Genomic DNA, 22,712 nt, shown 5'->3' with positions numbered 1-22,712 from the left:
GTCATCCGCACCCAGGATCTGGAACAAGAAATGCATGCGGAAAGCGCCTGGACTATCCCCCTGTTTGGCCCGTCTGGCGTGGTGGCAGTCTTACACATTGCAGGTAAAGCCGAGCCATCACTTGCCAACCGTCTGCGCGCAGCCGCGCAACTGGCAGAACCGATGTTGCGCCATTGGCGCAAGGCTGAGCAAAGTTTGCCCGGGCATGTCTGGCAGTTGTGTTCAGATGGCATTTATAAACTTTCAAGGCCCGGCAGTCATAAGCTGAAAATCAGCACCGCAGCTGCAGTGCTGCTCATTTCTTTACTGTGTTTCGTTCCAGTGCAAGATCGGGTCGCCGCCAACAGTGTCATCGAAGGAAAAACACGGCAAACGCTCAGTGCGCCTTTTGATGGATTCATTGCCGAAGTATGGGCGCGCCCCGGTATGACAGTAAAAAAAGGGCAAAAGCTTGCCCAGTTTGATCGCCGCGATTTGCTCTTGGAGCAGGCAAAATTACAAAGCCAATATGAGCAAGCCGCGAGCAAATTACGCACGGCGAATGCTGAACACGATGCCGCCGCAAGCATGGCCGCAGGGGCCGAATTACGAAAATCGCAAGCAGAGTTGGATGAAGTTCAGGCCCGCTTAGAGCGCAGCACCATCCTGGCGCCTATGGACGGCCTGATTGTTTCCGGAGACTGGTCGCATCAAATTGGTGTGAAAATTGATACCGGCCGACAATTATTTGAAGTCGATTCAAGCGAAAAATTCCGGGTTATCTTACATGTGCCCGAGCGTGAAATCGAAAGGGTGCGTAATGGGCAAACCGGTTATGTGCGCCTGACAGGCCGCCCGGATGCCGCATATCCGTTTGTGGTGACAAATGTCACACCAGTGGCGGATGTGCAAAATGGTGAAAATGGTTTTCGGGTGGAAGCGGATTGGCAAGGCGCCTCTCCTTTGATCAAGCCGGGCATGCAAGGTGTGGGAAAAATTGAAACCGGCCAAACCAATTTATTGACAGTCTTTATGCGAGACCCTCTGCATTGGCTGCGTATCAAAATCTGGTCATGGGGTTGGTAATCAATGGACTCCCTTTTCTCAGAACATTGGCACATGGCAGCCCAGGCTTGCCCGCGCTTACGGGAAGACATTATTGTCAGCACCCGTCAAGCACGAGGAAGCACATGGATTTTACTTTGCGATCCGCTGACCCAGCGTTTCCATCGGTTACAGTATGCAGCCTGGCAAGTGGTGAAATGCTTTGATGGCAAGCGCAACTTGCAAGAGATCTGGAGCGAAATTTGTGAACAGGGTGAGTATGCGATTTCTCAGACCGAGTTGATTAACTTACTCGCCAGCTTACATCGCGCTGATTTGTTGCAAACCACATTGGCGGCAGACGCCAAAGAAGCCACTGAAAGATATCAACGCATCCAATCCGGCAGACTGCGCCAATATTGGGCGAATCCTTTAAGCATCAAAATGCCGCTGTTTTATCCAGATGCCTGGTTTAACCTGCATGCTGAATTCTGCCGCAAGGTATTCTCTGGATATGTTGGCGTGCTTTTTTTATTGATTATTTTGCCAGCAACTTTTCTCTTGTGCAGGAACTGGCAAGCGCTGAGTGCAAATCTTTCTGATCAAATCTTATCCGCATCCAATCTGATGCTGCTGTGGCTGATATACCCTATTGTAAAAGCAGTGCACGAATGGGCGCATGGCGCAGCAGCGAAAGCGTTTGGCGGCGTGGTGCGTGAAGTAGGTATTATTTGGATTGTATTTACCCCCATGCCTTATGTGGATGCAAGTTCCTCCTGGGCCTTCACATCAAAATGGCAACGCGCACTGGTTGCGTCTGCAGGCATAATGGCAGAATGGTTGCTAGGCGCAGTCGCCATGTTCGTCTGGTTAAGTGTCGAACCAGGACTTATCAAAGCGATTGCTTATAATGTTATTTTTATCACTGGCGTTTCCACGCTATTAATTAATGGCAACCCACTGATGCGCTATGATGGCTACTTCGTTTTGTGCGATGTGGCCGAATTGCCCAATTTAGGACAGCGTGCCACACAATATTGGATTTATTTACTGGATAAATATTTTTTAGGTGCAAAAGAAGCAAAACCTCCCCAATTGGCAAATGGCGAAGCGCGTTGGTTATGGTGCTATGGTTTGCTTGCGCCTATTTACCGGATTTTGGTAATGATTGGCCTGATTTGGTTTATCGCCAGCCATTATTGGTGGATAGGTGTTATTCTAGCCTGCGTGGCGGCATGGTCAACTTTCTTACGCCCCATTTGGCGCGCCTGGCGGCATCTGCAAACTGCGCCTGTATTGCAAAACAACAGATCAAAAGCGATGCGCCGCAGTATATTCACCATAGCAGGAATGCTATTCATATTAGCTGGCATACCATTACCATTTTCGGTAATACATCATGGCTTGATCTGGTTGCCTGAGCAAACCATAGTCCGGGCACCCGAAGATGGTTTCATTACGGCCACATATACAGCGCCAGGCATGACAGTCACTTCAGGGCAAACGCTCATACAACAATCCAACGCAAAATTACAACTTGCACAGCAAACCGCACAAGCCAATTTCATTCAGAGTGAAATAAAATTACGTCAAGCATTCAGCTTGGCGCCAGCCCAATTGGCGCACTTTAAAAGCGAAGTGGAAGCCGATGCCGCACGCGTTCAAGATTTAACAGAAAGAATAGACAGGCTGGACATCCAAGCGCGCAACAACGGGCGCTGGCAACAAGCAAATTCAGGTGAATTGAAAGGGCGCTATTTCAAACGGGGAGAAATGATTGGCTTTGTATTAAATGGCCCGACCCGAACAGTCAGGGTTGCAATGCGTCAGGATGATTTGAGTTTAATGCAAGAAGGTTTGACTGGCATTGAAATACGCTTGGACCGCAGCGTAAAGCATACTATTTCAGGAAAACTGATCAGGCAGGTGCCTGGGGGTGAATTTGATTTGATTTCAGCAGCGCTGGGATTGCAAGGTGGCGGCGAGATTCCCGTCCACCCCGATGAAAAAGGCACGCGCGCATTGGAAAGAGTTTTTGATTTGGAGCTGGAATTGAGCAGGCCCGTAGCACAGGAATTTTTTGGCGATCGTGTGTATGTCCGGTTTGATTTAGAAAAACGCCCTCTGCTGTGGCAAGGATTATTGCGATTCAGGCAAGCAATCTTGTCTCATTTAAATTGGTGAAACCTTATGACAACTAACCTGACACCGATAAGACTCCCCTTGCGCTTGCTTGGCAAACCTCGGGCAAGATTTGACAACTGCATTCAAGAATGGCGACCAAATGAGGATGAAGGCTGGAGTAAACGCATTGTTGATTGCATAGGTTTATTACCAGTTGAGCGCATCAGCCGCAAAAAAGTCAACAACTTTAACCAAACCATCAAACTTGCAGTTGAAAAATATCAAGGGAGTGAGAAATCAATAATTAATGAGCGATTTTATGATCTGCTGCAAAGTGTTCAAACTGGCAATGTGAAGTTGGTAAACTCCTCACTATTGCCGGAGATATTAGCATGCATTGGCATTGCGGCTAAAGAGAAACTGGGAATATGGCCGCACCCGGTTCAATTCTTTGGCGCAAAAGTATTGATGCAAGGACGCCTGGCAGAAATGAAAACAGGTGAGGGAAAATCATTAGTTGCTGCCATTACTGCAACGGTGATGGCAGGCGCAGGATTTTCCGTGCATATCATCTCGACTAACGATTATCTTGCGCAAAGAGATTGCGAAGAGATGAATGAATTGTTTAAATTTTTTGGCTTGCGCAGTTCATACATTACAAATGAAATGAACCAAACGCAACGCAGAGAAGCATATCGCGCGCATATTTGTTATGTCAGCGGAAAAGAAGTCGTTTTCGATTATTTAAAAGACAAAAATGCCGGACATGGCGTACTTCCGGCATCAGTGGAAACGGTCCGCCGCATCAGGAATTTTGTAGAGGATCAAAACCCGGTTTTATCGAATTTGCATTTTGCAATAATAGATGAGGCCGATAGTGTATTGATTGATGAAGCGCGCACGCCAATGATATTATCGCGACAAGCAGGAGCTGTTTATGAAAATCAATGGATAGATTGGGCAATCAATTCAGCCAAAAAACTGCAAACGGGAACACATTACTCTATCGACCCTGTGCAGCGTAATGTGGAACTTTATCAACATGCTTTAGACGCTTGCTTTGCCGCGCCAAATGAAAGCGGTGGCATTTTCAATACTGCAAGCGCAAAAAAAATGCTCATTAAACAAGCACTGAGCGCATTATTTTTATATCAAAAGAATAAACATTATTTAATTCATGATGGAAAAATTAAAATTATAGACGAATCAACCGGAAGGGTTATGCCGGATCGTTCCTGGTCGCAGGGCTTGCATCAATTATTGGAAGCCAAAGAAAATGTAGATATCACACCAGGACGGGAAACTTTAGGGCGGATGACATTTCAGAAATTTTTCCAGAAATATTTTGTTCTATCCGGGTTATCAGGAACGGCAAGAGAAGCGGCAAATGAACTCTGGTGCAGCTACCGTATCAAGGTTGTTTGCTTACCGACCAATTTACCGGGAAAATGCACCCGCTTACCTGATCAGTTTTTGGCAGATTCCATGCAAAAATGGAAATTAGTAGCAGAACAAGCATGTCAAGCTGCATCAAAAGGGCAAGCTGTCTTGATCGGCGCCAGAAGTGTTGAAGCTTCTGAATCATTATCGGCTGTTTTTACAAACCTGGGTGTGCCGCATACTGTTTTAAATGCCAGGCAGGATGCACATGAAGCACAGATCATCGCACAAGCCGGTCAATCAGGCCGGATCACTGTCGCAACAAATATGGCTGGACGAGGCACTGATATAAAATTAGATGAATCCGTCCGGCTTGCCGGCGGCTTGTTTGTCATATTAACTGAATACCATGAATCAGCCCGCGTGGATAGACAGTTATTTGGCCGCGCCGCACGCCAAGGGGAACCGGGACTAAATCAAGCGATTATCGCTTGTGATACCGGATTACCCGAACAACTGCCTTTTTGGATACGCAAGCATTTACTCTATCAACCTAAAAAATTTCAACAAATATGGAAGTTGTGGATTCGTATTGCGCAAATACGCTGTGAACGTCAGGCGCGCCGGGAGAGAATGCTGATGATTAAGCAGGAATTATCTTTGCATCGCTTGCTTGGATTTACAGGAGGGAGGAAATAAAATCTATCCACCAAAATTAAAAATCAGCAGCACGCTCTCTATTGAGATGTTTTTCCAAAGCAGTTTATTTCAATCATCCCTGCCTATTCAGTCAAATTCAAGCCAAAAGCGTAGTCAGACATGAACGTAACGACAACCCGGCGTCAGACAGAAGTGGCTCAACAAAGAAATTGGCAAGGGTAACAAGCACGATGGGCAGCAGTTGCTCAATATTTTGCGCCCCTCCCACAGCCATGCAATGCAATGGGTTAAACCAGATCTGTGCGATGTTGGCGCAGGCGTGCCCGATGTTGCGCTAAATAGGGCTGGTGCAAGGGGTTCAGCCAGCGCAGTTTCATGCCGGGCGCCAGGCCCAAGGGTTGTAAGTCGATGCCGGCTAACGCTGGGGCAAGCAGCATGCTGCCCTGTTCGTCAAAGCTGATCAGAAAGCGGTCAAATAAGGCATCCAGATTGGCGCTGAGCAGCAAGCCATTGAACACATCCAGCCGCTCGGCGTCGCTGGCGCACTCGGCCCAGGGTTTGGCGTGGCTGGCGCGCAGCACGGCGGGCAGCGCCACCCCGGTCACGGCGCAGGCGCCGCCCCAGTAGTCGAGCATGGCGTCACGGAATTTGCTTTGTCCCAGACGCTGACGCACCATGCGCTCGACCTCGGTGCCGGCCAGGGTGGGCGCCAGCGCTGTCAGTTCGCGCAGCACCGCCTGCTGATAATCGTTTTCCGCCTGGTTGGGCAAGGCGCGCGACAGGCTGGCGGCGCGGCGCAGCAAGCCGGCCAAGGCGGCCTCGCTGGCGAGGCGAAAACTTTGCGCTTCGTACTGCGCGGCAAAGTTACGCTGCAATTCCGGCAGCAAGCTTACTGAATTGGTGTGAAAGATTGCATGGTATGCCCCATGCTTGAGCGTAAGCAGCACGCGATTAGGGTGACGGGCGGAAGCCAGCATGACGCCATCCGGCGCTGATGCCATGATGTGTTCAAAGCCATTATCGTTGCCGATTTTTTCGAGAAGGGTGCGTTGCAGCGGGTTCATGGGCGGCAGACTCCTGCGACTGAGGGCTTAGGGCTTAGGTCAATACCGGGCTGGCCTGCGCCACCACGTTTTCGTGCAGTAAAGCGCCATCCAGTACAGAAGCGGGAATTACGCTCATTACACGCTCGCTGAACTCAGGGTTTTTCAGTGTTTCGTAAGTCACGTCTTTATAGTATTTGTGGATTTTCAGGTTGGCAACCAAGTCCTCCGCCCGGGGCAAGGTCTTGGCCAATTCACTTTGCACAAATTCGCGGGCATAGCGCTCTTCCAGTGGAAACAAGCCGCGAAAGCGCGGCGGCGGGTCGGCCAGCACGGCGCGCGCCAGGTCGGGTGTAAGCGCATCCGCCACCTTCTGCAGCGTAGAATCTAATTCATCAGCCAGTGTTTTTTTGCACTCTGCCAACACGGCTTCAATCTGACTGAGTTCCTTTTCAAATTCGTTGCGTTTGGCTTTCAGGATGATGCGCCCGGCCTGGCCTACCGGCACAAGATAGGCTTTGCGCAGCTCTTCCAGTTTTGCGCTGACTTGCGCCAAGGCTTGGGGTTTTTCGATTTTATCCAGCAGTTTGAGGGATGCGCTTAAGCGGTCTTTCACCGCCTGTTCTTTACTGGCGATCAGCGGCAGGCTTTTTGGCAATTGCACCCGCCGGCTTTGAATATTGAAACCCTCGAACGAGAGTTCGACAAATTGGATCAGGGCGGCATAAGTCTGGGTTTGGCGGGCCAGGTCAAATTGCTGTGGCGGCGCAATCTCCAGCGCACGCTTGACTTTGCCCAAGGTCGCCGCATCGAGCAGCTTGGCCCCGACCACGGGGTTAGCTGCCTGGTCTGGACATGTTGCAGCGGCAGCGATGGCGGCGGCTGGCATTTCTGCGGCGTCTGGCGCGGGCGCGGCGGTGGGCAATTCCATGCGCAAAGCGGCTATTTGTTCGGCGCTCAGGGCGATTGCATTAAACCCGTCACCCGCGCCATCGGGGTCGGCTTCCACCAGGCTGGGCGAGCTGGCGAAAGTCCAACCGGCGTCATCGCAAATCAAGACCCCGATGCGCAAGCCGGTATGCTGGTGCAGGGTGAGACCGGCCCCGGCCAGTTCTTGCACGGCCTGATGCTGGCCATAGCCCAGGCGCGCCACATTGGGCGAAACATCCAACACGATTTGCAGCGCGCCGGCGGGCAAGCGCTGCCAGGCTTGCAATAGCGCCTGGCTGATTTGGGTGCTGATGCCTGGCGCAGCCAGAATGACATGCTGTTTTGCGGCGTGAATCGCACTGCAAATGAGGTCTGTTGTGAGGGTGACAAAAATGGACATGGGGAATTTTAATCAAGCGGTATATTGAATGCGGTTCCATTCCAGCGCGCGCTTGCGCCAGTGGCTGTCTATGATTTGGGTAAAGTCGGCACATGTCGATTGAAGCAGATCATCGCCGCAAAAATTTACACCAGCAATTCGTTCATTTTTAATTCGGCAGCATTACTCACTTCTTTCTTATACGGAGCGTCTGGCTGCGTTGTTTTAATTGGCTTTGGAACTGTCGTGGTTTTATTCAACGGACTCTGCTCGCCACCATACAACACCGCGAATCGCTCTTGAGCCAAAGTCAGTTTTATGCCATGAAATTCTTCCAGCAGTCCCAAGGCATAGCGCACAAACTGGCGCGTGCTTTGAAATTGCCCCTTGTAACCCACCGGATTACCAGATTTCAAATCAATATACAATGCAGTAATCTGTTCATTCTTATTGATAAGCACCACACAATCGCAAGCGCGGTGGTGATCATGTTTTTCTCCAATTTTCAACAGAGGGGACATAATCACAAGATTGCTGCTGGCTTGAAGGCGCTTACACTTGCGCCCCTCATCCGGGCAGAATGAAAACCAATCCCCGTTTGGCGCCTTAAGCGTTACTTTTTTCAGCTTCGCCAATTGGTCTGTTTCTTCGATCAGGATATGCGTATGTTGTGCTCCGTTATAAGTGCAGCAAGACAACATGTCATACAGTTTCTGTAAATTCTCGGACAAGGCCATTAAAGTTCTCCCCCATACAGAATATCGCTCTGAATAGTGTTCATCAGGTCGATGGTGTCATCGAAGGTGCTGACCTCAATGCCGCGATCCGGGTAAATCTTTGCAGGAATCAAAGTGCGGATTTTTTTACTGCGACCGCCAGCGGGTTTCGCCAAGCCCGTCATATACAAACGAATCCGACTCGGATCAAGCAATTCTTGATCCTGGTAGTCGTATTGTTTTTGCATTTTTTTTGTATGCTCTGTGCCTTGATGGAGCATGATCAAGGTATTCAATTCCTTTACCAAATAATCACTGTGCGTTGTAATAAATACCTTGATGCCGGCATTGATCATGCGCACCACCAGGCGGGCAAATGCGCGCTGGCTTTTGGGGTGCAGATTCAACTCCGGTTCGTCGATGATAAACAAATCACCCGCTTTTGCATGGCAACGCAGATAAAAACCAATATCGAGCAAGGCGCGAATGCTGCTGGAGGCTTCATTCATATTAAAGCGCGCTTTTCCAACGCCACCCGCCTGAAACACCAATTGCTGCTTTACAACCTTATAACTACCACCGATGATGGCGTCAAATGCTTCAATCAGCTCAGGATTAGATTGGGCCACTTCGCTTGTGTGTTTGTCCATATCTTCCAATTGGCGTACAAACTCCACATTGTCTTCCACTGGTAAGGCGTATCCAGAATCCATTTCTTTCAGGAAAATGAAAGGATTGCGCTTCAGCTCTTTTGAGTCAACTTGGTTAATAGCCTTGAGCATGCGGGTACGCGCAGTATCTAATTCTTTGCGGAAGATTGCTGCGCCAGTTCGCTCAGCACTGGCGATATGAACACGCGGCAAGGACGGTGCAAAAACAATATCGGCAATTGCATCAATGACAAAATTTCTATAAGCGCGAGGAGGAAGATCCGTGTCCGCCACCAATACTTTCAGTAGTGTACTACCAGCTTCCTTTTCAATAATTGCAGACACTTTACCACGACGACTTGTATGGACAGAACTTTGATAAGCATGTTGCGAAATATCAATAGTTTGGAGTAATGTTGGGATAAAAATACTTTTCTTGAACATGCTGTCATCTGATGCGAATACAGTGGATAGATGCTTTGTATAATCTCCACCCATGCCCATCAAATAATTGTTAATTTTACCATCAAACATTTCAGCCAAATCAATTTTATTCTCCTTTGTTCTTGACAAAAGAGCTTGAATTTCTATGGAAAAGACAGAACCAAGCAATTGCCGCCAATTGCGCAAAAAACCATACACCGCGTAAGTGGCGTAAGTTTTTCCGGTGTTGTTCTCACCACAAATCAGGGTCAAATCAGCCAACTCTAGCTCGGCATGATCAAGCAAGCCCAGGTGTTTGAATTCAAATTTCATCATTGTAAATCTCCACGTTCCAATTTATCCCATGCTTCCAGCACCAGGCGCTGGGTGCGGTATTCGCCGAATTCGCGTATTTCGCGGTTTTTCAGCACTCTGAATGTTTCGCTGGGGTAGTCCTCGCCCATGATGTCAGCCGGGTCGAGGATGTAGCGCAACTCGTCGCGGCTGAGGCTATAGAGTTTTGCGTAGTAGGCATCGAGTTCTGCGCGCAAAATCGCGCGGCGGTCAGGGTTGAAGGTAAATGGCGGGCCATCGAAGCCAAGGTCTTGCGCCCAGGGTTGCATGTCGTGGGATGTGTAGGTCAATTCAAGCACACGCGAAACAATAAAATCGAGGTCTTCCTCGCTGTATTGATGAGGCGCCAAAACCGGAAATTGCTTCAGATAGCCATAGGTCAAATGAGTGCCGCCCACTTTGACGCGGGCGCAAAAATCCAGCACCAGGGCGCAGAAATTAGCCAACAGTGCGGCCACTTTTGCAGGTGCTTCGGTTGTCATACACAGTGGCAAAGTATGCCCCACACCAAAGCGAGGCATCACACTCGCAATCACGGTGCGTTCGTTGGTGGCATTTGTAATATCCCGCCACCCTAACAGCCATTGGCGCTCCCAGCTCCAACCTAAATTACCATCACGGTCAAACTTTTCCAGCCGTTGTTCAACTTCATTTTTTTCCACCCAGTATCGTGGCGTTACTGCATAATCCGCGATCATTTTTTCAGCCTCGGTTACATCACGGCTATCCCCGATTTGAGTGAAAGTCGCCCAGCGATGGTCGAACTGATGAATCATTTTTGCTTCATAAAGTGCTATGCTGCCTGGTTTTTGATATTCAAAAAACAAGTGGCTGTCACCTGACATATTAAATAACCCTTGTGAAAATATAATTTTCCATGGGTTACCCATCTCATTGCCTTCTTCGATCAGTACTGGTACTGCTTGATAGAGCTTTTTAGTCAGTGCTGCATCACGTTCAGTGCGGAAAACTGGACAGGTTAGCGTATTAGGATTGAGGAGATGAAACTCTTCAGGTGTTAACGTAAACCGGCGCCGCAAGTCAGAAAATTGACTTACTTGTGTTGCAAAACAAACGAATTCAGAGATATCGGCCGCCCCTAGAGTGATTAGGCAGAATTTCATCCGACTATCAACAGCCGGAAATAGCTTATCACGATTTTCAATGTCAAAAAGACTAATAAGTCTTCCAGATTGACTTATGTGCCCAAAAAAAGCTTTAGTTGAATCATCAGTCGCAATGCCAGTTGGCACAATGAATCCGGCAAAACCAGATGGGTGCGCAATATGCAGGATTGTTTCCGCAAACAATGCATACGAATTGACCCTTCCCACACCTGTAAGCGGATATCTCCCACCATCTTCACCTTTGACATGCGCAAAATTGCTGGCGGCTTCCAATGTACGCCGTGCATGGATGAACTCGGCATACAAGCGTTTCTCCTCCTCGCTTACGCCAGCGGGTTGCACAATTTGCGGATACAGATGTTTTGCCAGCATCCCTTCAGAAAGCCACTGGATGCGCTGGCTGCGCTCCGCTTTATTCTTGGCATTGAACACATCTTTTTGACGGCTCTCAAAAAATTCTTCCTCTTTCAGCTCAACATGTTCCCACGGCGGATTCCCCAACACGCAATCAAAGCCCCCCGCCGCAAACACTTGCGGAAATGCCAGCGGCCAATGCAACACGCGCGCTTCGGCGCAGGCGCTTTGCGCGGCGTGCAATGCCGCTGCTTCGCCAGCGGGCAAGGCGTCGCCCAGTAAGGTCAGATATAAGGTGGCGCTGGTGGGAATGCTGCCTTCCATGCCTTCCCGCTTGGGCAGCAAATACGCGCCCAGCAGCAAATCCGCCGCTTGGGCCAAGCGGCTGGTTTTGGCTTGCGTCAAAAAGTTGCGGTAAGCCGCTTCTTTGACGGCGATTTCGCGCGTATTGTTTTCCGGCATGGCTTCCAGCGTCTGCAAGGCGCTCAGGCTGTGATTGTCGTGCAGGGCCAATGCCAACTGCGGGCTTTCGCGCTGTTTGTCCAGCGCTTTGAGCGCGGCGGCATTGGTTTTGGCCAGTTGCTTGCAAACCTCTTTATCATCGCCGGAGAGCGGCTTAAAGGCGTCTTTAGCAATGCCCAAGGTGAGCGTGTTTAAATCGGTCAAACCCAGCAGCGCATCGCCGACTTGCAAATGATGGTCGAGAAAACCCAGGGGGCGGCCTTCTTCAAAGCCTTCCAGCCATAAGGCGGTGCGGGCCAATTCAAGCGCCATCGGGTTGCGGTCCACGCCGAAAATACAGCGGTTCACCACTTCGCGCAGCGCCTGGCGGAAATCGTGCTCGGTTTGTTCGCCATCCGCCGCGCGCAGTTGCGCCAGTTTTTCCGCCAGGCGGCGCGCTGCGGCCAGCAAGAAATGGCCGCTGCCGCAGGCGGGGTCGATCACGCGGATCGAGAGCAGCGCTTCCACCGGGTTTTGCGGCTGGGCCGCTATGCGCTGTTCAATCACCGGGTCCAGCGCGGATTTAATCAATTCCTGCACCAGGGAATCCGGGGTGTAATAGCTGCCGCTGGTTTTCCGGTTATTGCCGGCTTCAGGAATAATCAAGCCGAAGCGGCGCGCCGGTAAATCTATCTCCGGCATCAGTTCCAGCAAACTTTCATACACGCTGCCCAGCTCTTCCGGCCCCATATTGCGGTAGTCCACCGGGGCGCGCACGCCGCCGCCTTTGCCGGCGCCATGGCTGGCCCAGCGCAGTTGCTCCATGGCCGCCAGTAAGTGGGCGTTATCCAGCTTGGCGGTTTCCAGTTGCGCACACTGCCCGCTGGCAAACAAGCCGCCCAGGGCGGGCAAGGCCAAGCGCGGCTCGCCTTCGCGCAAGCCTTTGAAGACAATGCGCAAGCTTTGCCAATGTTCATCAAACCGGTTGCGCGCACGACGCTTGAGGCACAGATCACGCAGGCGCGCCAGGGCATAGCCTTCGGCATAGGCGCGGCGCGCGGCGATGGCTTGTTTGCTGTCATCGCCGGGGTGGATTAAGCGCTGCCCGCTTATTTTGTCGGTGCGCTCTTCCAGGCTGAAGATGAAAATCAGGCGGTACACCAGGCGCAACAGTTGTTGAAAATAGGCGTCCTGGCTCAGTTCGCCTGTATGCAACTGCAAGCGCAAGGCTTCATTGGCCGGATGTTGGATAAAGCCTTCGCCGAAGATGCGCAGCGCTTCGGTGACGCCTTCGCGCAAGCCGTCGCGCACGCGCGCGCCCTCTTCCTGCCCGCTGGCGCGCCATTTTTCCCAGATGCAGTCCTGCGCTTTGCCGACGTTGTTGGAAGCGGTGCTGGTGGCGCGGCTGGCGTGCAGCAGGCGCCAGACGTTGGCGAATTCGGCGTAACGCTGTCCGCCCAAAATATCGGCCAGGTCAATTTCCAGATAGCTGGGACGGGTTAAGGTTGCCGCATCACGCAGCAGGCGCAGGGTTTTGCCATTGCAAACCATGCCCCATAGATGTTCGGTGCTGGCGTTGAGCAATTCTTGCGTCAGCATGAAGGCGGATTTTTTGCGTGCGCCGGCGCCGCTCACGGCAAAACGCGCATCCGGTTCATGCAAGGCCAGGTGGTGCGGGGCCACCACCACCGGCACATTGCCGGCCAAAAATGCAACGGGATATGCGCGCCCGTCCAACTGGAGGCCGGAGCAGGTTTGCAAATTGACATAGCCCAAGCCGTCGCGCAGAAATTCTTGCACAAAGGCTTGCGTTTGGGCGGCGGCGTCCAGATCGGTGCGCGCAAACTGGCTGGAAAAATGCTTCCATTGTGCGCAGGCAATTTGAAAGGCGCGGCTGTAATCATCTTTGAGCTGCAAGCCTTTAGGGGTGCCGTAGTCGGTCTCGGTTTGCCACGCGGCGCGGCCAAGCGCGGCTTTTTCCAGTTGGTCGGGCAGGAACAGGCCGCCTTCCAGCGTGAGGGTGGGCAGATTGAGCGCGCTCTGAGGTTTGCGGATTTTTTTCATCGTTTTATCTCTTATGGCAGCGCTTTACAGACTATCCGGCAAGAGCACATAGACGCCGATCACATCCACCGGCAGGCAGGCGCTGACGCTGTGCTGGCCAATGTCGCGCGCGGCTTTGCGCACGCGCTGATGGTCGGCCAGCAGGGCTTCTGCGCGCTGCGCGGCCAGTGTTTGCAGTTGTTCTGGATGGGATTGGATAAACGCCAGCGAGGCCTGGATTTCGCGTTGCACCACGTCCAGCGGTAAGTTGCCGCTGGGGCTGCACGCCAGTAATTGCGACACATCGCCATCCTGCAGCCATTGCGGATTGCTGCGCCCGGCGACGGCTATCGCCACGGTTTCTTCCGCCATCATCTGGCAGGGCTGACGGCGGCGCACATAGCTCAATTGATGGCGCAGGCGCAGCAGATAAATGGTGGTGACGACATCGACGGCTTCTGTCAGGGTGGCGGCGCAACGCGCGGCCAGCGCTTGGCTGCTCTCTGTGCTCAAGCTGGTTTCCAGCAGGTGCCCGGCCAGCACGCCCACCAGCGGATGACTGCGGTGCACTTCATCCATATCAAGTAAGAGCGCTTGTTTGATGCCTTCATCTTCCAGGCGCAGGCGCAGGGCTTCGGGCAGGTGTTGCGGCAAGAAGCGGTATTGTTGCTGGCGCACCGGCTCCAGCGGGGCGCCAAGGCGGCTGCAGGCGCTTTGCAAAAAACGCTGCACATCGGTTTGCGCGCCGAGCGCTTCCTGTTGCTTTTGCCATTCGGGCAAAACTTCTGCCGGGTGCAGGCGGCGCTGGGCGAACACGGTGCGATTGGCTTTGGCTTTTTCCAGCGCATCTTGCCATTTGGCTTGCAGCGGGGCGAGGATCTGCTCTGATTCGCCAAAGTCAAAACTGGTTTGAAATTGCGGGCCGATTTGTGCGTTTTTCCGTTTCATTAATGCCGCTTGCACCAGCGCTTGATGGATGCGCGCTTCATCTTCCGGCATTGGCACCAGGACGCCCAATTCTTTTTGAATCGCTTCGCCTTTGCGCAAAATCACTTGCAACACAAAGCCATCCACCGGATTGTCCTGGCCGTACAACATGCTGCAGCGGACTTCGGCGGCTTGCTGGCCGAAGCGGTCAACCCGGCCTTCGCGCTGTTCGTGGCGGGTCGGGTTCCAGGCCAGGTCGTAATGCACTACGGCGGTGAAGAGATGTTGCAGGTTGATGCCTTCGGACAGGCAGTCGGTTGCGACCAGGATGCGCAGCGGAATTTCTTCCATCGCTTCCACCCGCTCGCGCCGTTCTTCCGGGGTGTATTCGCCGGTGATGGATTCCACCCCGGCTTGCGGGAAGGCTTTGCGCAATTGTGCGGCGACGTAATCGGCGGTGGCGATGTAGCGGCAAAACACTACGGGCTGGTAGCTGTCTTTCAATAAGGCGCCGATATGCTGGATCAAGACGGCCAGTTTGGGGTCGCCGCGCTGGCTGGAGAGGCGTTCGGCTTCGTTGATCAGGTTTTGCAAGCGGTTGGCTTCTTCCAACTGCGCAGGCGGTTCCAGGTCGTTGCTGTCAAGGTCATCGGCCTGGCCGTCGTGCAAACGCTCATCGCGCAACAGTTCTGCCGCTTCGATGCCGCCTTCAAGACGGGTGCCCAGCGCTTTCACCGCTGCCGCTGGCGAGGAGGCGACGCAGCGCAATAAGGCCAGGGTGGCGTACCAGATCAGGCGGCCCCGGCCTTCGCCTTGCGCGCTGACGGTTTCGGCCAGTTCGCGGCAGTAGGCTTGCACGGCGTCAAAAAATTTCCCCCAATCGCCGCTGAGCTGGTAGGTGAGTTCAGTTTTCATGCGGCGCGGAAAGCCTTTGCTGTCGCCGGTTTCGGCCTGCCATTCAATGATGTCTTTGCGGCGGCGCTGCACAAAATGGCGCGCCAACTCTTGCCGCAAGGGGTCGTTGGCGGCAGCGCGCTGTTGCAAGCCGGTAAAGCGTGGATCAAGCAAGGATAAGAGGTTGTAAAACGCGGCTTCGTCCCCTGAGTGCGGGGTGGCGGTAAGCAAAATCAGGTGGCGCGCTTCGTCTTTGGCCAAACGTTGCAAGAGTTCAAAGCGCAATTGCTTGCCTGTGCTGCTGCTGGCGCAGGTGTGGGCTTCGTCCACGATGACGCATTCGGGCGCTATCGCCAGGAAGTGTTCGCGGTGTCGCTCGCTTTTGATGTAGTCCAGGCTGACCACTACCACCGGGTAAAAGTCGAACAGGCCAACGCCATGCGGCAAGTTGCGTTCCAGGCGTGCGGCGGATGATGCTGTGAGGGCGACAGCGGAGAGGTTGAAGCGGGTTTCCAGTTCGCTTTGCCATTGTTCAACCAGATGTGGCGGACACAAGACAGCCAGTTTGGCGATTTCGCCCCGGTCTAACAACTCACGCGCAATCAAGCCGGCTTCAATGGTTTTACCAATCCCGACGTCATCGGCGATCAACAGGCGCACGGTGCTCAAGCGCAGCGCCATCAATAAGGGCACTAATTGGTAGGCGCGCGGTTCGACGGCGATATTGCCAAACGAGCGAAACGGGCCGGCGCCGGCGCGCAATTTCAGGCGCAAGGCGTCGCGCAGCAGCAGGGCTGCCGCATGGTTGCCGGCTTGGCTTACTTGCGGCAGGGGAAAAGTGGCCGGCCCCAGCTCTTCGAGTTCGAGTTCGGGTATCAAGGCGATGATGTCATCATCCGCACCGCCCAGCGGGCGCAGGCGCAGCCAGTCGCGGCTGGATTCGCTTTGCACTACCCATTCGCGGCCACGGGCGCGCACCAGGTTGCCGGGCATAAAATCGTATTCAAGCTTATTCATCATGTTTTTTGTGGCTTTGTGCTTGCGCCAAATACTTCAGGGTGGGCGGCAAACAGCGCCGGCCATTGTGTTGTGTCGGAGAAATCCAGCACTTTTCTGCCTTTGTCTTTCAGCAGGGTGGCGGTCTGGCTGTCTATGGGTTCCAGAAACACCAGCGTCAGCGCGGCTTTGTACACGCCGGCGGCGGTCGCTGCGCCCTGATTCACTTCAACCTGGGTGGCGTCGGGCTGGCGCAAGCCGGCTTCTGTCAAGGCTTGCAACCAGCGCTGCAGGCGGGCATCGTCCGGTATCGCGGCTTCTGGCTGCGCTTGTTTTGGCTGCACCTGTGCATTGGCCAAGGCGACCAGCAGTTTGAGCACATCGGGGTTGCGGCGGTTGATGTTTTCATGGTCAATCTGGTTGTAATAAGACAGCAGGCATTGGTAACAGCCGGCTTCGCAAATCTGTTGTCCGGCTTCATTGGTTTGCGCTAATTGTGGCAAGTCTTCCACCCGCCAGCGCACTTGCGGCGCATTGTAATGCAAGAGTTTGAGCGCATTGCTGGCGACCTGCGCCAGGCTGGCAGGGTCGCTGGCCAAGCGGGTCAGCACGCCTGCGCCGCCTTCCGCCGCCTCATAAAACAGCAGCGCGCGCCGTGCATCGGCGCGGGGCAAGGGTTCCGCCACCAATTCAGATTCTTCAATCTGAAATGTCATTTCAATGCCGCGTTTGAGCGCGGCTTGCAAGGTGGCCATGGCTTCTTGTGAGATTTCATGCTGCGGGGTCAGGATCAAGATATTGCGATGATCTTCGACGAAGGGAACAATGGGCTGATTGGCGACTTTACCGAGTTGCTGATCATCCGCGCCTTCGCTTTCTTCGCCGCCCGGTTCGTCTTGCTTGCTCCAATAGCCGGAGACAGGGTTGATGTAAAAACCCAGTTGCTTTTTGTTTTTGCGGTGGCGCCAGCCAAGATTGATGCGCCAGATGCGGGCTGCGGGCGCATAGGTCAACTCGGCTAACACTTGTTCTTCGTGTCTGACTTCGGCCTTATGTTCGGCAATCAAGCCATCCGGGCCGGGCAAGAAGCGGTAGGTGGTTTGCAACTCAAAACCCTGACGCTGGCGCTCTTCATCGTTGATGGTGATGCGTTCTTCCGCTACCGTTTCCACGGTTTCGATCCGGTATAACTGCCGCACCCAATCTTGCTCGGTGAGCGCAGCGGCGCAATTTTCACATTTATTTTCGATGATGTTGCCGGCGTTCGCTTCGCCCATATGGCCATAGCCGCATTGGCTGCACACCAGGGTGGCGATGGTGGCTAACTGGCTGTTGCCGGAAATATGATCGGCTGAGCCGACATTGAGTTTGGCGCGCACGACGCGGTACATGCGTCCCTGGTGATAAATCAGGCTGCGCGGGCCGAACTCGGACAGCGCCAGAAAACGCGGACGGCTGACCATACTGCCATCGTCATCTTTGCTGTTGGCGGATGCGCCGCCGCGCGCAGGAATCCAGGCCATCAGTGGCAGGCGCGGGAAGTTATAACCCGGCAAAAATCCCTGACTGGCCAGGTAGCGGTAGGTGTAGAAATCGTTGTTTTGGCTATTGCCCGCTTTCTCCAATATGGTTTTTTGTTTTACCGCATCGCCGTAGCGGCGTAAGGCGTTTTGCTTTTCCTGCGCTGTGGTGGCATGGCTGCGCGCGACGGCATTGGCGACTTCCATTTGTTTGCAAGTGGCGTCGAATAAAACACGCCAGCGTTCGAGTGCGGCGGAAAAGGCTTTTGGCGCATGTTCAATGACTTTTTGCACATAGTCTTCTGAAAACCATTTGCTGTCGCTGATTTCTGTGCGCAGTTGGGCAATGACGCGGGCTGCGCTGGCCTGGGCGCGCCGGGTGACTGCCGGATCATTGAGGGCATCCTGCAGAGATTTGATTAAGGGCTTGCCGGCTTGCTCAAGGTCTAACATGGGGGCAATGCTTGAATCGAGTTCAATCCCGACATTGGCCAGCCAGACCGCTTGCAAATGACTTTCCACCAAGTCGCGGTTAGCCAGGTCCAGGGTCGGTGCGCGCACGATACCATGCACCATATCTTCCGCATGGTTGAAAAACCACTGATCATGCGGGCTGAGCGAGGTGCAATAGGTAATTACCAAGGCCTGTTGACCGGAACGCCCGGCGCGCCCACTGCGCTGCGCATAATTGGCGGGGGTGGGCGGCACATTGCGCAAGTACACGGTGTTGAGCGCGGAAATGTCCACCCCCAGCTCCATGGTGGGCGAGCAAAACATAATCGGTAAGCGCTCAAGCGGCGCTTCATGCGCCGGGTCTGCGGCCCATTCTTTGCGGTCTTTGTCGGTGTAGCGGAAGCGTTGCTCCAGCAGTTGCCGCCTGGACGCATCCACTTGAGCGGTGTGTTCCTGCGCTTCAAAATCAAACAGGGGATGCTGTGTTTGCCGCAACAGCGCGGCGATATTCAGATACAGCGCACGGAAAAACTGATTGACGTATTGCTCTGTCTTGAACGATGAAAGGTCGGGCAGACGCCATATCAATTTACTGGCGTTCAAGCGCCAGGCTGGCATCTTTTTATCCAATGTATGATGCTGCACAAAGCCGACCGGGTCGGCTGCGCTTAACATTGCTTCCAGCAGCTTGGCCCACTCCGGGTCTTTCCAGTCCGCCACGAGTTTGGCTGGCGCTGCTTCTTTCCAGAATGAGGCTTTTTTCAATGTGCGCAATAACCGTGAGCGCGGGCCGCCGGTGATGATGTCGGCTCTGACCTTGCCTTTATATTCCGGTTTTTTGTCCAAAATCAGGAATTTGGCGCTTGCTAAATGCTCGTCCGGGGCAAAACTCCAGCGCTCATTCAGATACGAAAATGCGCTGGTGCGCGCCTTGTCCTGCTCGACCGGGTCCAGATAGCGGGTTTCCAGGCACAAGCCCCGGCACATCGCATCAAACAGGATTTGATACAGCGCCATGCGCTGGGCCGCCGTTAATTGCGCCAGCACCTGCGCCCGCTTGAAGAAACTGGCGTCTTCGCAAAACTCTTTCAGCCCCTCATAATCTATCTGCAACAAGCCTAATTGATCCAGATTCGGGTTGTTGAAACGCCAGCCGTGACGCAAATCGCGCAGCAAACGATAGCCAATCACATAGCGTAAGGTCAGTTGCGCCTTTTTCCGCTCCGATCCCATCAGTCTGGGTTTGCGCAGATATTCGACCAGGATGGCTTCATCATCTTGCTCAAATCCGAGCGCTTTGAATACCGCATCGGAGAGCTGTTCTTCATTCAATTCCTGCCGGTTGTTTTGTAATGCGCCTATCAAGCCTGCGCGCAAGGTCATCAAGAAAACAAAGTCATTCAAGTGCCCCGCTTGCAGCGCGGCATCCTGGCGGTTGTCGGTAAAGCCCAGCAGTTTGCGCGGATCGGGCTGGCCTTTCTCCGGCGCTTCTTCGGCAAACAGCTGGCGTAATGCGGTCAGAGTCAAGATGGTGGTGGCGGAGGTGCGTCCCTCGCCAGAAAGACTGGCTAAGCGGTTGATGTCCTTGCCAAGTGCGCCATGGACTTGGCCGCACTTTAAGCAAAAGCGGAATTTTCCTGGAACGAACCAAAACAGTTCGCCTGCTCCTTGTGCGCCTTGCGCATCGACATTCACACTGTACGGCGCTGCTTTTTTGTAATTTTGTTTGAGTTTGACCGGATCGCGGCTTTGATCCAGCCAATCTTCCGGTAAGTCTTCAATTCCGCCCTGATAAGCTAAATCTGCGCTGGCCGGGCATAAATAACCGTGACGCTCTTCTTGATTGTCTTCAGAGGTAATTTCATTGATTTCGCGCGGGATATATTTTGTTGGCGCTTTCTTTGATTGCCAGACCGGCAAATACTCTTGCCCGCAGTCACGGCAAAAATGCGCCGGATACAGCAGTACTCCCTGGTCCTGGCGCCCAGGCGCAAAACGTTGCGCATCCAGCGTGACATGTCGCACGCCTTGCGCTTCGAGCGTGGTGTGCACCTTGCCGGGACCGCTGATGAATTGATGCAGTTTAAAGGCAAAGGGTGGCCGCCCCTGAGCTGTCTTGACTTCGTGCGCGTTTAACAAGAATTGTTTGAGCGCCTGCTGCGCCACCTCTATCGTGCAGGCGGCATCCTGTGCCAGTTTTTTGCTGGCGGCCTGGATTGTCATTGGTTTGGCGCGGCGCGGTGGTTCATCTTCCGGCAACTCGATGCCAAGATTCAACTCCACCCAAATGGCCAGCGGGTCTGACTTAAATTCTGCAAAGTCGGCCCATTTGAATTCCGTGCGTGTGATGGCTTCCGCCAATTCTGCGCGCACTGCCGCCACATCCTTGAGCGGGTCGGTGACACGCTCCAAAGTTTCACCAATGATGTCTTGTTCGCTGATGGCGGCGCCAAACAATTTGCTTGCGACTCCGGCAACGGTTTTGTTGCGATCCGCCAATTTACCGGTGCTTGACATGGTGGCGGAGGTGCCGATGCAGACCATTTGATCGGCTTGCAGGCGCTCGCGCAAACGCCGCACCAGTAAGGCGACATCGGCGCCCTGGCGACCACGGTAGGTGTGCAGTTCGTCCAGAATCAGGAACTCCAAGCCATGGCAGTGATCGACCACGCGCCTATCCACTTCTTCAAAACGGGTCAGAATCAACTCCAGCATCATGAAGTTGGTGAGCAAAATATCCGGCGGGTTGTCGGCTATCGCAGTGCGTTCGGTCGTGCTCTCTTGGCCGGTATAGCGCGCTACGGTGAATGGCGCTTGCCCTGGCGCATAGCCATACAGGAATTTGTCGAGTTCTTCGAGTTGGCTGTTGGCCAGCGCATTCATCGGGTAGATCACGATGGCGCGCGTGCGCGCGGTTTTATCTCCCTCTTTGGCCTTTAAAATCCGGTCAATCACTGGAATAAAAAACGATAGCGATTTGCCCGACCCCGTGCCGGTAGTGACCACATAGCTTTGCTTTGCCTGTCCCTTGGCCAGGGCTTGCATTTGATGCGCATACAGGTGCAAGTCTTGCGGCTGACCTTCTGCTTTACCAACTTGAAACAGCGTTGCACAGGCTTTGTGCAGTACGCCTTCGGCGACTAATTGCTGCACGGTTCCCTTGCGCTGATAGTTGGGATTGATTTGCACCAGCGGCTCCGGCAAGTAGCGCCCTTTTTCATATTGCCGTTCCACTTCCTGCTTAATATCGGGCGCGGCAATTCTGGTAAAGCTGCGCGAAAACGTGCTGTATTCGTCGATAAGCTGATCACGAAAAGCAAATACGTTCTTCATTTTGATGTCTTTCCTTGGGGAGCGCGGTAGCCTGGGGCCAGCTTTGCATTTTCCACGCCATACAATGCCAGTGGATCGCTGAGCCAAAGGCGGTACTGTTCTTCATGCAGACTGTGATCGGGCGATGTATCAACCTTCCAGGATGCGAGCATATAGCCGGCTACTGCGGCGCGCACATGCAAGCGCATCACACCACCCTCCATGCCATAGTCCATTTTGACGATTTCAGGATGCGCCAATCGCGGATGCGGGGTCAATTTCAATTCAACAATCCGGGTCCATTGCATATCATTTTCCGGATTTTCACCGGCGCTTGGCGCTTCATCAAGCAGCTCCGGTGCTGCAATGCGGTTGATAGCAAAATCGCGAAAAGCGCCAGTGCTGCGGTCAAAGGCGCGGACTTTCCAATATAAGCCGGTATCGAGCAGCGCAAAGGGAACAATCACCCGTTCAGTTTCACCCTGCGTCATAGAGTAATAGCGCATGGCCAGCGGGCGTTTGCCATGGATTGCCCGACATACCGGGGCCAGCACGTCAATTCGCGGGCAACTCAGCAGCGCCGGGGTGGCGCAAGGCAGCATGGGCAATGGCTGCGTGTTGACACCATCGCCAAAACCATGCGACATGACAGATAAAACCCGTTGCGCGCTATGTGCAAATAGCGGCGCAAATCTTTTTCCCATCCGGTAGATTTTGCTGCTGCCATCAAACGCAATATTGTCTGGCGCAAGTTCACGATATAGCGCCAAATCACGGGTGGCGGCGGCTGGCGCCAAACCAAAGCGCTTAGCCAGATCCGGGCGGCCAATATCTCCCATGAAGTACAGGCGGAAGTCGATATAAGCCAAACGCTCACATTGCACATGACTCAAATTTTCTACGCATTGCGGGAGCATCATCTGTGGTTGGATATCAACAAAAAATCAGTCGCTGAAGTTTAAA

The 22,712-nt window shown here is 53.3% G+C and carries 11 protein-coding genes; 3 read left to right on the top strand and 8 right to left on the bottom strand.

The window, feature by feature from the left end; genetic code table 11:
- The first annotated feature begins 81 nt into the window (after positions 1-81).
- The 3 genes from V8J88_RS07650 to V8J88_RS07640 are packed head-to-tail and all read left to right on the top strand — an operon-like array spanning position 82 to position 5,226.
- Entirely contained in the window at positions 82-1,065 is a 984-nt protein-coding gene (locus V8J88_RS07650) for an efflux RND transporter periplasmic adaptor subunit (RefSeq protein WP_338848784.1), read from the top strand.
- Between the two features lie 3 nt (positions 1,066-1,068).
- Complete coding sequence (locus V8J88_RS07645; protein WP_338848782.1) at positions 1,069-3,207, top strand: site-2 protease family protein; 2,139 nt, start codon at positions 1,069-1,071, stop codon at positions 3,205-3,207.
- A gap of 6 nt (positions 3,208-3,213) precedes the next feature.
- Positions 3,214-5,226, top strand: a complete 2,013-nt coding sequence (locus V8J88_RS07640; protein ID WP_338848781.1) for a DEAD/DEAH box helicase — start codon at positions 3,214-3,216, stop codon at positions 5,224-5,226.
- Positions 5,227-5,474: 248 nt separating this feature from the next.
- Here the strand turns inward: V8J88_RS07640 and V8J88_RS07635 are convergent, their stop codons facing one another.
- The 8 genes from V8J88_RS07635 to V8J88_RS07600 form a co-directional block, all read right to left on the bottom strand.
- Positions 5,475-6,251, bottom strand: coding sequence for an HNH endonuclease (locus V8J88_RS07635; RefSeq protein ID WP_338848779.1), 777 nt, complete (start codon positions 6,249-6,251; stop codon positions 5,475-5,477).
- A gap of 34 nt (positions 6,252-6,285) precedes the next feature.
- Positions 6,286-7,560, bottom strand: a complete 1,275-nt coding sequence (locus tag V8J88_RS07630; RefSeq protein ID WP_338848777.1) for a hypothetical protein — start codon at positions 7,558-7,560, stop codon at positions 6,286-6,288.
- Between the two features lie 125 nt (positions 7,561-7,685).
- A complete protein-coding gene (locus V8J88_RS07625) occupies positions 7,686-8,276 on the bottom strand; it encodes a hypothetical protein (RefSeq protein ID WP_338848775.1) in 591 nt (196 codons plus the stop codon).
- Positions 8,276-9,664 carry an AAA family ATPase gene (locus V8J88_RS07620; RefSeq protein WP_338848774.1) on the bottom strand — a complete coding sequence of 463 codons (1,389 nt, stop codon included), beginning with the start codon at positions 9,662-9,664 and terminating at the stop codon, positions 8,276-8,278. Before V8J88_RS07620 ends, V8J88_RS07625 begins: the two co-directional genes overlap by 1 nt.
- Positions 9,661-13,668, bottom strand: coding sequence for an N-6 DNA methylase (locus V8J88_RS07615; protein WP_338848773.1), 4,008 nt, complete (start codon positions 13,666-13,668; stop codon positions 9,661-9,663). The genes V8J88_RS07620 and V8J88_RS07615 overlap by 4 nt, the downstream gene beginning before the upstream one ends.
- Before the next feature lie 24 nt (positions 13,669-13,692).
- A complete protein-coding gene (locus tag V8J88_RS07610; RefSeq protein ID WP_338848772.1) occupies positions 13,693-16,488 on the bottom strand; it encodes a helicase-related protein in 2,796 nt (931 codons plus the stop codon).
- Positions 16,485-21,770, bottom strand: a complete 5,286-nt coding sequence (locus tag V8J88_RS07605; protein ID WP_338848771.1) for a DEAD/DEAH box helicase — start codon at positions 21,768-21,770, stop codon at positions 16,485-16,487. Before V8J88_RS07605 ends, V8J88_RS07610 begins: the two co-directional genes overlap by 4 nt.
- Entirely contained in the window at positions 21,767-22,666 is a 900-nt protein-coding gene (locus tag V8J88_RS07600; protein WP_338849851.1) for a WYL domain-containing protein, read from the bottom strand. The genes V8J88_RS07605 and V8J88_RS07600 overlap by 4 nt, the downstream gene beginning before the upstream one ends.
- Between the last annotated feature and the right edge of the window lie 46 nt (positions 22,667-22,712).

This window comes from Massilia sp. W12, assembly GCF_037300705.1.
Classification (GTDB): domain Bacteria; phylum Pseudomonadota; class Gammaproteobacteria; order Burkholderiales; family Burkholderiaceae_D; genus JACPVY01.
This window is presented reverse-complemented; position numbering and strand designations above follow the sequence as displayed.

Coding starts and splice junctions, on each gene's coding strand:
- V8J88_RS07640 (WP_338848781.1), top strand. CDS start 3,214: ATGACAACTAACCTGACACCGATAAGACTCCCCTTGCGCTTGCTTGGC.
- V8J88_RS07610 (WP_338848772.1), bottom strand. CDS start 16,488: ATGATGAATAAGCTTGAATACGATTTTATGCCCGGCAACCTGGTGCGC.
- V8J88_RS07615 (WP_338848773.1), bottom strand. CDS start 13,668: ATGAAAAAAATCCGCAAACCTCAGAGCGCGCTCAATCTGCCCACCCTC.
- V8J88_RS07630 (WP_338848777.1), bottom strand. CDS start 7,560: ATGTCCATTTTTGTCACCCTCACAACAGACCTCATTTGCAGTGCGATT.
- V8J88_RS07645 (WP_338848782.1), top strand. CDS start 1,069: ATGGACTCCCTTTTCTCAGAACATTGGCACATGGCAGCCCAGGCTTGC.
- V8J88_RS07625 (WP_338848775.1), bottom strand. CDS start 8,276: ATGGCCTTGTCCGAGAATTTACAGAAACTGTATGACATGTTGTCTTGC.
- V8J88_RS07600 (WP_338849851.1), bottom strand. CDS start 22,666: ATGCTCCCGCAATGCGTAGAAAATTTGAGTCATGTGCAATGTGAGCGT.
- V8J88_RS07605 (WP_338848771.1), bottom strand. CDS start 21,770: ATGAAGAACGTATTTGCTTTTCGTGATCAGCTTATCGACGAATACAGC.
- V8J88_RS07635 (WP_338848779.1), bottom strand. CDS start 6,251: ATGAACCCGCTGCAACGCACCCTTCTCGAAAAAATCGGCAACGATAAT.
- V8J88_RS07620 (WP_338848774.1), bottom strand. CDS start 9,664: ATGATGAAATTTGAATTCAAACACCTGGGCTTGCTTGATCATGCCGAG.